General features: G+C 53.4%; 13 protein-coding genes and 2 tRNA genes. 4 read left to right on the top strand and 11 right to left on the bottom strand.

The features are described 5' to 3' along the window. Window positions 1-15: 15 nt before the first annotated feature. A tRNA-Tyr gene (locus tag ACLQ3M_RS02885) sits at window positions 16-101 on the bottom strand. Window positions 102-149: 48 nt separating this feature from the next. Next, a tRNA-Thr gene (locus ACLQ3M_RS02880) sits at window positions 150-225 on the bottom strand. A 98-nt stretch (window positions 226-323) separates the two neighbouring features. On the opposite strand from ACLQ3M_RS02880, the gene ACLQ3M_RS02875 reads away from it, so the two are divergent. Then, the gene (locus ACLQ3M_RS02875; RefSeq protein ID WP_411676206.1) at window positions 324-446 is read left to right on the top strand and encodes a hypothetical protein; all 123 of its coding nucleotides are present in this window, start codon (window positions 324-326) and stop codon (window positions 444-446) included. On the opposite strand, the gene ACLQ3M_RS02870 is transcribed toward ACLQ3M_RS02875, so the two are convergent. Then, on the bottom strand, window positions 443-934 hold the full coding sequence (locus ACLQ3M_RS02870) for a hypothetical protein (protein WP_411676205.1): 492 nt from the start codon (window positions 932-934) through the stop codon (window positions 443-445). The two genes, ACLQ3M_RS02875 and ACLQ3M_RS02870, sit on opposite strands and share 4 nt — an antisense overlap. Window positions 935-1,202: 268 nt before the next feature. Between ACLQ3M_RS02870 and ACLQ3M_RS02865 the strand changes: the two genes are divergently transcribed. Then, window positions 1,203-1,328 carry a hypothetical protein gene (locus ACLQ3M_RS02865; protein WP_411676204.1) on the top strand — a complete coding sequence of 42 codons (126 nt, stop codon included), beginning with the start codon at window positions 1,203-1,205 and terminating at the stop codon, window positions 1,326-1,328. A 558-nt stretch (window positions 1,329-1,886) separates the two neighbouring features. Here the strand turns inward: ACLQ3M_RS02865 and ACLQ3M_RS02860 are convergent. Both ACLQ3M_RS02860 and ACLQ3M_RS02855 read right to left on the bottom strand, forming a co-directional pair. Next, the gene (locus ACLQ3M_RS02860) at window positions 1,887-3,020 is read right to left on the bottom strand and encodes a glycerate kinase (protein ID WP_411676203.1); all 1,134 of its coding nucleotides are present in this window, start codon (window positions 3,018-3,020) and stop codon (window positions 1,887-1,889) included. Window positions 3,021-3,259: 239 nt separating this feature from the next. Next, window positions 3,260-4,426: a CdaR family transcriptional regulator gene (locus ACLQ3M_RS02855; RefSeq protein ID WP_411676202.1), complete on the bottom strand. Its 1,167-nt coding sequence runs from the start codon at window positions 4,424-4,426 to the stop codon at window positions 3,260-3,262. Window positions 4,427-4,610: 184 nt separating this feature from the next. On the opposite strand from ACLQ3M_RS02855, the gene ACLQ3M_RS02850 reads away from it, so the two are divergent. Further along, a complete protein-coding gene (locus ACLQ3M_RS02850; RefSeq protein ID WP_411676201.1) occupies window positions 4,611-5,177 on the top strand; it encodes a hydrolase in 567 nt (188 codons plus the stop codon). 92 nt (window positions 5,178-5,269) lie between these two features. On the opposite strand, the gene ACLQ3M_RS02845 is transcribed toward ACLQ3M_RS02850, so the two are convergent. Then, complete coding sequence (locus ACLQ3M_RS02845; protein ID WP_411676200.1) at window positions 5,270-5,881, bottom strand: TetR/AcrR family transcriptional regulator; 612 nt, start codon at window positions 5,879-5,881, stop codon at window positions 5,270-5,272. 134 nt (window positions 5,882-6,015) lie between these two features. Here ACLQ3M_RS02845 and ACLQ3M_RS02840 point away from each other — a divergent pair, with 134 nt between their 5' ends. Continuing rightward, window positions 6,016-6,738: an SDR family NAD(P)-dependent oxidoreductase gene (locus ACLQ3M_RS02840; RefSeq protein WP_411676199.1), complete on the top strand. Its 723-nt coding sequence runs from the start codon at window positions 6,016-6,018 to the stop codon at window positions 6,736-6,738. 43 nt (window positions 6,739-6,781) lie between these two features. Here ACLQ3M_RS02840 and ACLQ3M_RS02835 read toward each other — a convergent pair whose 3' ends face one another. Genes ACLQ3M_RS02835 through sufB form a run of 5 tightly spaced genes read right to left on the bottom strand, consistent with a single transcriptional unit; the run spans window position 6,782 to window position 11,776 of the window. Beyond that, window positions 6,782-7,591, bottom strand: a complete 810-nt coding sequence (locus ACLQ3M_RS02835; protein WP_411676198.1) for an alpha/beta hydrolase — start codon at window positions 7,589-7,591, stop codon at window positions 6,782-6,784. Between the two features lie 13 nt (window positions 7,592-7,604). Beyond that, entirely contained in the window at window positions 7,605-8,051 is a 447-nt protein-coding gene (gene sufU / locus ACLQ3M_RS02830) for a Fe-S cluster assembly sulfur transfer protein SufU (RefSeq protein ID WP_411676197.1), read from the bottom strand. Further along, window positions 8,041-9,264, bottom strand: a complete 1,224-nt coding sequence (locus ACLQ3M_RS02825) for a cysteine desulfurase (RefSeq protein ID WP_411676196.1) — start codon at window positions 9,262-9,264, stop codon at window positions 8,041-8,043. The genes sufU and ACLQ3M_RS02825 overlap by 11 nt, the downstream gene beginning before the upstream one ends. Continuing rightward, entirely contained in the window at window positions 9,248-10,342 is a 1,095-nt protein-coding gene (locus ACLQ3M_RS02820) for a SufD family Fe-S cluster assembly protein (protein ID WP_411676194.1), read from the bottom strand. The genes ACLQ3M_RS02825 and ACLQ3M_RS02820 overlap by 17 nt, the downstream gene beginning before the upstream one ends. A 21-nt stretch (window positions 10,343-10,363) precedes the next feature. Continuing rightward, a complete protein-coding gene (gene sufB, locus ACLQ3M_RS02815; protein WP_411676221.1) occupies window positions 10,364-11,776 on the bottom strand; it encodes a Fe-S cluster assembly protein SufB in 1,413 nt (470 codons plus the stop codon). Window positions 11,777-11,802 lie beyond the last annotated feature (26 nt).

Below are 11,802 nucleotides of genomic sequence, written 5' to 3'. Positions count from 1 at the left end.
ATGCGGGTTTTCATTTGGTGGAGGAGGATGGATTCGGACCATCGAAGCCGTAAGGCAACAGATTTACAGTCTGCCCCATTTGACCGCTCTGGAACTCCTCCGTATGTGGAGCCTTGTTGGAAAAAGCAAAGCTCCTTTTTCATTGAAACTGGAGCTGGCAGACGGACTTGAACCCCCGACCTGCTGATTACAAATCAGCTGCTCTACCAACTGAGCTACGCCAGCGTTTTTACAGCGCTTAAGTATAATAACATTTTCGCGACAGAATGTCAATACTTTTTGAAAAAAGGCTTTACGACGCGGAAAATGGGGAGACAGAAAAAGTGAGAGCGGTCGGAAGCGGTTGCTGCAAGATCGGCACCTCGTCGGCGGAAAACGCTTGCCACACGGCTACATCGGCGGCGGACGCAGCAGGATCCTTGGATACCATGGATACCGCCGCTTAATCTGTTTTGTTCTTGTGGAACTTTATTAGATAGAACCCGGCAAATATTTGACAAATAAAAATAAGAACAGAAACCACATCCAAACTTATTACTTCCGTAAGCATTCTTTGCATACTTTGCTGCATCATGTGCGATGTTTGTATTGCCGATTGTATACTCGCTACATACAGAGGAATTGCGATTGACAGACGAATGATTCCCTCTAGTGCTACTAATAGTCCCGCAGTAATCCGAATCAGTGAATTTTCTAATAAGCTATGCAGTCCTTCGTTCAACTTTTTTAGGTACAGGATCAAAGCAATTATTATTATCGCGGCAGTCATCACCCAAAGCAAATTGCCATACAAGAAAGAGCGAATTTTTACACCAGCGACGTTCTGAGAAATTAAAATTGAGCAAATTTTATTGATAAGTGAAAATATGCTTGTAACGATTATATAAAGCAAGCTTATCCCTAGTATCGCCTTGACTCGTTCCTGCTTTTCCATACAGTATCCCCCTCTGTAAATCATCAACGTGTAGACACCACTATGAACGATGGTACTATTATACCATATTATTTTATTCAAGAAAATACGATGGTTCTCAGGAGTGCCGAGCTTTCTTCGGTTCATTTGCAGGCGAAAAACGAGAATAAGAAGAAAACTGCACAAAAAAAATCAAAAAAATAATAATAACAATTACTATTTTTAGTATTGATCTTTTGACGTTCCCAGACTATAATAAATACAGAAATAAAAAAAGGAGGCACAAATTATGAAGGAAAAAGATATGAGAAATCCGGAAACCGAATCGGAAGAAATCGTTTCATTTGACGAGCCGCAGGGCTGGTGCTCTCCGGAATTCCCCTCAGGGTGCATTTTAGACACCGACCTTGAATAACCGTCTTCACTGAAACGGCAAAGGATTTTGATCCATTTCCATATTTTCCCCTAGGCGATCCGACCCAAAGAAAAGACCGCGGCGATCCGGTTCATCCGGCTTCGACCCGGTCTTTTTCTTCTTTATTCCATCAGCATTTCGGAGAAAGGCTGATATCGATTTCAGCATCACCGACGGAAGACTGAATCCGCGTGCTGGTATTCCACTGCGCGTCCGACGGCCCGCAGCCTCCGTCCTCATCACGCACCCGTTTCCCTGTGATAAAAGCAGCCGATTATTTTTTCACAAAATCTTCTAAAAAACTTCAAACGCGGTTCACCGACAGGACATAATTTCCATCCATACTATAAGTGTTCCAATCGAAATGTGAAAAGAAGAAAAAATACTGCAACAGGCCGGCGGTGAAGGACGGAATACCGGACCACAGGCCCGCAGACAAACAGCAAGCGCCTTGCGAAAAGGCTTTACGATATTACTTTTTTCATAATACTTCTCTTTCTTCCGCCGCCCCCCGGTTTCGAGGGGCGGCACCCTTTTGCGCAGACTGCGTGCAGCGCATTAAAGTTGCATTTGACTGAACAGGCGCATCAGGTTTTCCATGGTCAGAGCAAGGTCGTTTCTGCTCCTCTTTTTCGCCTTGCTGAAGTCTACCGCCACACGGTTAATGCTGAACACCGCCGACACCCCCCTGTCATAGATCGGCTGAATGTCGTCGCCGATGTCCCCGACAACCGCGATCAGCCTGACGCCGAGCTTTTTGGTCCGCGCGGCCACACCGGCAACCACTTTTCCGCGCAGGCTTTGGGAATCCAGCCTTCCCTCTCCGCTGAAAACCAGGTCGGCGTCCTTTGCGATACGGTCGAATCCAACGGTATCCAGCACCGTTTCAATCCCCATTTTCAGCTCCGCCCCAAAAAACGCCGCCATTCCCGCGCCCATGCCTCCGGCCGCGCCCGCGCCCGGAACATCAGCAATGTCGAGCCGCAGCTCGCGCTGAACCGTTTCGGCAAAGCACCGCAATTCCCCGTCGAGCCTGCGCACCATTTCAGGGTCCGCACCCTTCTGCGGAGCAAACACATAGGCCGCGCCCGTTTCCCCGTAAAGCGGATTGTCGATGTCGCACATCGCTGTGATTTCAGCCTCTTTTAATCTGGGGTCAAGTCCTGAAACGTCGATCCGGCTGACCTGCGACAGCGTTCCGCCCGTCGGGACGAACTCTTTTCCGTCCGCGTTGAAAAATTTAACGCCCGCCCCCGCGGCGACGCCCGCCCCCGCGTCGTTTGTACAGCTTCCGCCCAGACCGACAATAATTTTTCTGCACCCGCGCGAGGCCGCGTTTCTCATCAGCTGACCCACCCCGAAGGTGGTCGCCAGGTCCGGCCTGCGCCGTCCCTCCGAAAGGGCAAAGCCCGCGCAGGCCGCCATCTCGATCACCGCCGTGCCGCCGGGCAGAAGGCCGTAAAAGCTTTCCATTTCTTCTCCGAAAGGCCCGCTGACCCTGCAGAAAACCTTTTCTCCGCCCGCCGCAGCCAGAAAAGCATCCACGCTGCCTTCTCCGCCGTCCGCAACGGGAATGGAGACGATTTCGGCGTCGGAATAAAATCGACCGATCTGCTCCGCCATGATTCGGCAAACCTCCGCGGAACTCATCGTGCCTTTAAAGGAATCCGGAATCAAAACAAACTTTTTCATTGCAATCCACACCTTTTCAATCAGGATCCCCGCCTTACAGCAATTCCAGTTGAATTGTCGAATTTACTTATGTCCCTCCCCCGCCTTCGGCGGGGGAGGGACATATCCATATTTGCAATCTAAATCGGAAACGCTGTAGAGCGAAGTATGTTTCCATTTTATCCTGACGAGGCGGAACCGTATATGTTACGGGCGACAGAATCCGGCCCGGTTTTCTGTTCTCAAAAACAGACGCTTTGTCAGTTCGGCGGCGTGCTCTCCTCCGGATGCAGCTCGCGGTAAAACAGTACCGCAAGGTAGAAGAGCGCGGCGTCCGGCATGGTTCGCGCGTCCAGCCCCGTTTCTTCGCCGAGCTTTTTCAGCCGGTACTGAAGCGTGTTTTTGTGCATAAAAAGCTCCTCGGCAGACTTTGAGATGGAATCGTTCGCGCGGAAGAAAACCTCCAGAAGACGCGCCCATTCTCCGATTTCCTCATTCCCGCAGCCGCGGAAGATTCTGCGGATATACTCTTCCTTGCGCGCGTCGGAAATCTCGTTCAAAAAAATATCAACCGTTACTTCGTCGTACAGCCGCAGTCCCGGGCCCCGGCGGGACCGTGCCGCGCGAAGCGCTTTCTCGGCTTGCCGGCAAGCGGTATAAACAGAAGAAAAGCCGGCTTGGCTGCCGTCGATCCCCGCGAAAAACCGAATTCCGAATTCCGCCTCCGCCTCTCTTTGAACGGCCGCGGCAAGCCGTTTCATTTGTTCGTCCGTCCTGCGCGCCGCGATGCAGAACAGTTTGTCGCCGCTGCGCAGCACCAAACAGCCCTGCTCCCTTTTCAGCCGCCCCCTGACGGACTTTTCCATCTGCTCCGCCAGACGCCGCCCCTCTGCGGTTTCATCACAGTCCGTCATTCCCTCCGGCGACAAAATGAACACCCGGCGCGCCTTTTCAATGTCAATCCCTATGAATTTTCCGCGTTCCGGAAAAGAGGGGTCCTGCTCCGCGTTCTCCGTAAAGATCCATTCCTCCAGAAAACGGTTCCGGATGGTCTCGTCCCGTAGCTTCTGTTCCTTCAGGTAACTGTCCAGCAACAGAATCTCCGTCATCTTCTTAATGATTTCACCGTACTTTGCCACTTCCGCCCGTTTTCCGGTAATCCCGACAACCCCGACGATCGTATTTTGAAACAAAATCGGGAAATTCACGCCCTCCCGTGCGCCCGCGTATTCATTGTCGTTCTCCACGTTCATCCGGTCGAGATTCCGTTCCACGATCTGGCTTGCGCCCTCGTGGAACTGCCCGATCCGCTTCGGGTCCGTGCTTGCGATGATTGTGCCCCTGTCGTTCATCATATTGACGGGATAATCGATGATCCCGCTCATTTCCGTGACAATCCGCATCGCGTCCTGATGTGAAATCCGCATCAAACAGGCCCTCCTCCCCGCTGTATCTGATCCGTTATGTCTATTATATCCCCCCGAAGCGCCGCGTACAAGCCCGCGGCGAAAGGCCCGGCAATTCTTGACAAATGAAACCGAATCGGCTAGGATATGGGTTAAGGATATGCAGAAATTGCTGGAATAACAAAATGGAAATCGGGGGGTTCAAATGGAAAAAATACCGAGTCTGGAAGAGGCGCAGAAGCTGCTGGAGGAATACAACAAAGATCCGTTCCACCTGCATCACGGAAAAGTAGTCTCCGGCGTGATGGGGTATTTCGCGCAGGAATACGACCCGGAAAACGTGGAATTCTGGAAAGCGGTCGGCCTGCTGCACGACCTGGACTTTGAGCAGTTTCCGGAACAGCATTGCATCAAAGAACAGGAAATCATGCGGGAACGCGGGATCGACGAAAAGCTGATCCACGCAGTAGTCAGCCACGGCTACGGCCTGACGGTCGACGTCAAGCCGGAACACATCATGGAAAAAATCCTGTTTGCCACCGACGAATTAACCGGGCTGATCGGCGCCGTCGCGCTGATGCATCCCTCCAAAAGCGTTTCGGACATGCAGTTAAAATCCGTGAAAAAGAAATTCAAGACTCCGGCCTTTGCCGCAGGCTGTTCCCGGGACGTCATTCAGAAGGGCGCGGACATGCTCGGCTGGAGCCTCGACGACCTGATGAGCCGCACCATCGATGCGATGAAGAGTTTAGTCGGCACGATGGAAATTTAGACGAATCGTATCTTTCGGAGCCATACCGTTCGATTAAAATCTTAAAAAAACAGGGTTAAATGAGTTTGCACTCATTTAACCCTGTTTCCTTTTCAGGTCATTAAAAATTTATAAACCGCCTCTGTACCCGCACGCAAAATACGTTCTTCATCCATACTGGAATCAAACACCACCAAATCAACAATCGCGTCGATCATATGGAAGGTAACGGCAACGGCGGCCTCCGGATCCTCCGTTTTGACCGTCATCGGATATTTCTTAAAATAGAACAGCATCTCCGCCTGCGCGGTCGTTTCCTCCTTTTCCACCCGGGCGGCGATTTGCGGATTCACATCCCGCAGTGCCTTAAGCTCCAGATTCAGCTGCCGGAACTCTCGGTGTACCCGAACCATCGCTTTCAGAAACCGTGAAACCCATTCCTTCGGTCTGTCTAAATATTCTTCGATTTCGCGTTCTATGCTGCGATAAGTTTCAGAAAACGCCCGGTGATACTCTTCCAGAACATCCAAAAAGACGGAATCTTTGTCTTTATAATAAGAGTACAGACTGCCGATGGAGACGCCGGCCTCCTTAGCAATTTCGTTTGTAGTCACTTCATAATAGCCTTTTTCCCGAAATAGGCAAAAGGCAGCGGAAAGTATCTTTTCTTTTGTCTCCCGGCTTCGTGACTGCTTGGGCTTTCTTACTTGCTTCTCATTTTCCACAAAATCCACTCTCCCGAAGCATAAATTCAATTTGCTTTTTACAAATATGAGTTTTTGCTCATATTAATATTGATTTCAGGGTTCTTCCCTCTTATAATATGAGTATCAACTCACATTGTAAAGAGGTAATTCGTATGAAAAAAGCTATCATCATTGGCGCAACTTCCGGAATGGGCCGAGAAACCGCAAAGCTCCTTTCCGCCAAAGGCTATGCGGTTGGAATTGCCGGTAGACGTATGGAACGGCTTGAAGCTCTTCAAAAGGAGCTTTCTTCAAAATCGTTTCTGAAACAGATTGATGTTTCCTCCCCGGATTCCGCCGTATCCCTTTTTCAGCAAATGATCTGTGAAATGGACGGTGCCGACATCATCGTGATCTGTGCGGGAATCGTCCGGCCGAATTTGGAAGCCGATTGGGAAAAAGATCGAGATACCATTCAAACCGACGTAGTCGGGTTTGCGGCGATTGCCGACGCGGCGGTAAGCTGCTTCCGCTCTCAGGGGCACGGGCATCTGGTTGGAATCTCATCCTTGTCGGCTCTGGTGTACAGCGACCGGACCAACGCATACTGCGCTTCCAAAGCGTTTGTTTCTTCCTATCTAAAAGGCCTGCGGCAGCTCTTTCGCAAATCAAAAGGCGAATATCATGTTACAGAAGTCCTTCCGGGATGGGTCAAAACCGAAATGACTCAGCATGCCGACCTCTCCAAAGTATTTTGGGCCACAACCGCTGAAAAAGCAGCTGAGCAAATCTACGACGCGATTGAAAAGCACAAAAAGAAAATCTACATTTCAAAGCGCTGGCGGCTGATTGGGATTCTTCTCTCCGTTTTGCCGGAGCGATACAAAATCAAATAGAGCTGAAAAACAGAAGCAGGATTCCTCCCGCTTCTGTTTTGCTTTATTCCTTAAACTCAAACAGGTCGCCCAGCCATTGCGTGCAGAGCGGGAACCATTCCGCGCAGTGCGGATTTGGCGTTCCGACCTCTTCGCTGCACATGGAAAGGCCGTGCCCGCCTTTTTGAAAAACGTGGTATTCAAACGGAATCCGGCATCGCCGAAGAGCCGCGGCGAAAAACAGCGTATTTTCCAGCGGAACACAGTCGTCCTCAAACGTATGCCACAAAAAAGCAGGCGGCGTTTTCATGCTCACCTGATTTTCCAGAGAGAAAAGCCCGACCTGCTCCGCCGTCGGTTCCCCGCCGCACACAAAGGCCGCGGACTCGCTGTGAGTAAATTCCCCTGCGGTGAGAACCGGATAGCACAAAATCATGGCATCCGGCCTGTTGCCGCCTTCTTTTGTGTCTGTTTTCGCCTTCAACTCCGGGCTGTCCCATAAGGTGCCGAGGCAAGCCGCCACATGCCCGCCGGCGGAAAAACCGCAAACCGCGATTTTGTTGGGAACGATTCCCCATTCGGCGCTGTTTTCCCGAATCGTCAGAACGGTATTTGACAGTTCTATGAGAGGCTGCAAATTTTTCGCGTTTTCCCGAATGGAGTAATACAGAACAAAAACCTGATATCCCTTTGCGAAAAAAGCAGCCGCAGGCGGGGCAGTTTCCCGCTCCGACAACATGGCGTAGCCGCCGCCCGGGCAGATTACGACGCAGGGCCGCTTCGCGCGGTTGGGCATTTCACCGTTCGGTTCGTGCAAAAAGCCTGCCGCGCGGGCAGCGCTGTTCGGGTCTGGAGAAAAGGTAACCGTTTTCATCAAAACCGCTTCCTTACGATTTTTCGGGGTTCTGCTCCCCGTGAATCGCGTTTTCCAGCGTGTGCCACCCCAGCACGGCGCATTTGACGCGAGCGGGCATGTGAGAAATGTCCTTGAGCGCAATCGCTTCGTCAAGGTCTTCCAGCTGCGATTCATCCGTTACTTCGTTCTTGATCATGCCGAAAAACAGATTCGCCAAACGAAGCGCTTCCTCTTTGGTCTGCCCCTTGATCAGGTCGATCATAATAGAGGCCGAAGCCTGTGAAATCGCGCAGCCAATGCCGGTAAAGCCGGCGTCCTCAATCACGCCGTCCTTTTCGCGCAGCTCCAGCTCAATTTCATCGCCGCAGCTCGGGTTGACGCCCTTGAGGACCGCGGTAGGATTCTCAATATGGTGCTTATTGCGGCTGGAATTGTTGTGCTCCGTCAGAATCTGCGTGTAGATGTTTTCAATCCCCAAGGCCGAGCCACCCCCTGACTTTTCCTAGGCTTGCAAGAAAAATATCAATATCTTCCTTCGTATTGTAAAAATACAGGCTTGCCCGGCAGGTTGCGTTCACGCCGAGGTACTGCATGAGCGGCTGCGCGCAGTGATGCCCGGCGCGGATCGCCACCCCGTCGGAATCCAGGATGGAGGAAACGTCGTGCGGATGGACTCCGTCCACGTTAAACGAGATCACGCCGCAGCGCTGCTCGCCCACTCTGGTATCGCCGTACACCGTCACATGCGGAATCTTCGCGATGCCGTCCAGCGCATAGGAAAGCAGTTCCTCTTCCGTTTTAATGATTGTGTCGTAGCCGACCTTTTTCAGGTAGTCGATTGCGGCGGCCAAACCAACCGCTCCCCCGACGTTCTGCGTCCCGGCTTCAAACTTCTGCGGCAGCGGCGCGAACGTTGCGTCCTGCTCGCTGACAGATTCAATCATCTCGCCGCCGGTTAAAAACGGCGGCATCTGATTCAGCAGCTCTTCTTTTCCGTACAACACGCCGATGCCCATCGGCGCCAGCATCTTATGACCGGAAAACGCGGCGAAATCCACATCCAGCTTTTTGACATCGACCGGGTAATGCGGAATGCTCTGCGCGCAGTCCAGCACGACCACCGCGCCGGCTTTGTGCGCCCTGCGGACGATTTCCTCCACCGGGTACACCGTGCCCAAAACATTGGAAACGTGGGCGACCGCGACCAGCTTCGTTTTAGGGCCGATTTTGTCCAGCTCCGCCTGCGGCAGGCGTCCGCTTTTGTCCGGATACAGGAAGACCAGCTTTGCGCCCTTCGCCCTTGCCACCATCTGCCACGGCAGAACATTGCTGTGGTGTTCGGAAACCGGCAGGGCGATTTCGTCCCCTTCTTTCATGAAGTTCATCCCGTAACTGTACGCCACAAGGTTCAGGGATTCGGACGCGTTGCGGGTAAACAGGACTTCGCAGTCCTTCTCCGCGTGAATGAATTCACGAACCGCGGCGCGGGAGTCCTCGTACATCTGTGTGGCGCGAATGCTCAGCTCATAAAGACCGCGGTGCGGATTCGCGTTGGAGCTGCGGTAGTATTCGTCCACGGCCCGGATGACGGAAAGCGGCTTCTGCGTTGTGGCAGCGTTGTCCAGATAAACAAGGCGTTTGCCGTTGCGTTCTTCTTTCAGAATCGGAAAATCGTTAAGATACGGATTCAATGCCTTCCAGCCTCTCTTTCACATACTCGGAAACCGCGTCCCGCAGCGCCGGATCCGGGATTCGGTCGGTCACCGGACGGAACTGCGCCTCAATCAGCAGTTTTCTCGCTTCCAGCTCGCTTAATCCGCGGGACATGAGGTAAAACAGGCGGTTGCTGTCTATCTTGCCGGCGGAGGCCGCGTGCTGGCCCTCCACATCCTCCTCCGCGCACAGAATCAACGGTGCAGAGCGGTTCACGACTTTCGGGCTGAACAGCAGGCTGTACTCGCTTTCATGCCCGACCGCGCGTTTGGAGCCGCGAACAAAATCGATGGTTCCGCGGAACGTTTTGCGGCTTTCATCCATCAGCGCGCCGCTCGCGTGAATTTCACTGTGTGTGGCGCGGCCGGTATGCTCCGCCAAATAGTTAATATCGATGGAACGGCTGCGGTCGCCGAAATAGATGGTATCCAGATTCAGCAGGCTTTTCCGGCCCTTCAGGGCGGCTTTCAGGCCGGCCGCCGCGCTTTTCCCGCCAAGCTCCGCCTGAATCACGCTGACTTCCCCATTTTCGGCGCACTGCGCGCCCACATCGTCGTAATGCAGGCATTTGTCGCCGAGCATCTGCACCTGAATCAGCCGGATCACCGCGTTTTTGCCCGCGTAAAGCTTTGTCAGCCCCCCGTGGAAGCCGGGAAAATCCGCCGCCGACGTGTAGCTCATGACGACGGTCACTTCGCTGTTTTCCCCGGCGACAACCGTTGTGACGTCCAGCACGGACGGATTCTTTTCGTCCACGCGGTACGTCAGATACACCGGCTGCTCCGCCTTCACGCCGTCCGGCACGTGAACCGTGACGCCGCAGGTCCGGTTGTCCTCCGTAAAATCCCTGACCGCGTCCCCCATGCCGGTCGAAAGCTCCGGCGCGGGAAGCGGCTCCGCAGAGATTTCAACATTCCGCGGCAATTCTGTGGAAAGATATCGCCCGTCGTACGGATGAATTTCGGGAATTGTTTCCCCGATTTTGATTTCGTTGATTCCCAGCCGGAACCAGGTGGGCGCCGGCAGGGAATTGACATGTTCCAGTTCCAGATTCATTTTAATCCCTTTCACCGGTCTTTAACCGATGGAGCCCTCCATTTCCAGCTTAATCAGGTTGTTCATCTCCACGGCGTATTCCACCGGGAGTTCCTTGGCAATCGGCTCCGCAAAGCCGGTCACGATCATCGCCTTGGCGTCCTCTTCGGAAATGCCGCGGCTCATCAGATAAAAAATCGCGTCGTCGCTGATGCGGCCGATCTTTGCTTCGTGTCCGACATCCACGTCGTCGTTGCGGATATCCATAACCGGAATCGTGTCGGAGCGGGAACGGTCGTCCAGCATCAGGGATTCGCACGAAACGGACGATTTGCAGCCGTATGCCTGCGGCAGGATGCTGACTGAGCTGCGGTAGGTGCACCAGCCGCCGTCTTTCGAAATCGACTTGGTGTTGATGCTTGAATAGGTATGCGGCGCCGCGTGAACCACCTTCGCGCCCGTGTCGAGCGACTGGCCGTGGCCGGCAAAGGTGATGCCGGTAAACTCCATGCGGGAGCCTTCGCCCTTTAAAATGCTCATCGGGTACAAATTCGAAATATGGGAGCCGAACGAGCCGGACACCCATTCGATGGTCCCGCCCTCTTCCACCACTGCGCGCTTGGTGTTCAGGTTGAACATGTTCTTCGACCAGTTTTCAATGGTGGAGTAACGCAGGCGCGCGTTTTTGCCCACATACAGCTCAACGCACCCGGCGTGCAGGTTCGCAACATTGTATTTCGGCGCGGAGCAGCCCTCGATAAAGTGAAGATTCGCGCCCTCGCCGACGATAATCAGCGTGTGCTCGAACTGGCCCGCGCCCGGCGCGTTCAGCCGGAAATAGGACTGAAGCGGAATTTCCACATTGACGCCCGGCGGAACATAAACAAACGAACCGCCCGACCAGACCGCCCCGTGCAGGGCGACGAATTTATGGTCCTCCGGCGGGACCAGCTTCATGAAATGCTCTTTGACCATCGGGCCGTATTCCGGGTCCCGGACCGCGCTTTCCATGTCGGTATAGACAACGCCCTGGCGGCGGACTTCCTCGCGCACGTTGTGGTAAACGACCTCGGAGTCGTACTGCGCCCCGACGCCCGCGAGGGACTTGCGTTCCGCTTCCGGAATTCCCAGGCGCTCAAACGTATTCTTAATGTCGTCCGGCACCTCGTTCCATTTGGCCTTCATTTGGGTGTTCGGACGGATGTAGGTGACGATCTCATCCATATTCAGTTCGTCGAGCGGCGGCCCCCAGCCCGGCAGCTGCAGGCGGTTGTAAACCTGAAGCGATTTAAGCCGAAACAGGCGCATCCACTCCGGATCGTTTTTCGCGGCGGAAATCTCATTGACAATTTTCGCCGTCAGGCCCTGTCCGACCTGATAGGAGGCGTTAACACGGTCTCGTATGTCGTAAACCGTGCGGTCGATGTCCTCCACCTGTGTTTTTCTTTTATGCAAAGCGTTCAACTCTTATTTCCCTCCGC

This window comes from Caproicibacter sp. (assembly GCF_046707225.1).
In the GTDB taxonomy this organism is placed as follows: Bacteria; Bacillota; Clostridia; order Oscillospirales; family Acutalibacteraceae; genus Caproicibacter.
Note: the sequence above shows the minus strand (reverse complement) of the source record. Positions and strands in the feature narration are given on the sequence as shown.

Coding starts and splice junctions, on each gene's coding strand:
- ACLQ3M_RS02870 (WP_411676205.1), bottom strand. CDS start 934: ATGGAAAAGCAGGAACGAGTCAAGGCGATACTAGGGATAAGCTTGCTT.
- ACLQ3M_RS02865 (WP_411676204.1), top strand. CDS start 1,203: ATGAAGGAAAAAGATATGAGAAATCCGGAAACCGAATCGGAAGAAATC.
- ACLQ3M_RS02860 (WP_411676203.1), bottom strand. CDS start 3,020: ATGAAAAAGTTTGTTTTGATTCCGGATTCCTTTAAAGGCACGATGAGT.
- ACLQ3M_RS02855 (WP_411676202.1), bottom strand. CDS start 4,426: ATGCGGATTTCACATCAGGACGCGATGCGGATTGTCACGGAAATGAGC.
- ACLQ3M_RS02850 (WP_411676201.1), top strand. CDS start 4,611: ATGGAAAAAATACCGAGTCTGGAAGAGGCGCAGAAGCTGCTGGAGGAA.
- ACLQ3M_RS02840 (WP_411676199.1), top strand. CDS start 6,016: ATGAAAAAAGCTATCATCATTGGCGCAACTTCCGGAATGGGCCGAGAA.
- ACLQ3M_RS02835 (WP_411676198.1), bottom strand. CDS start 7,591: ATGAAAACGGTTACCTTTTCTCCAGACCCGAACAGCGCTGCCCGCGCG.
- ACLQ3M_RS02820 (WP_411676194.1), bottom strand. CDS start 10,342: ATGAATCTGGAACTGGAACATGTCAATTCCCTGCCGGCGCCCACCTGG.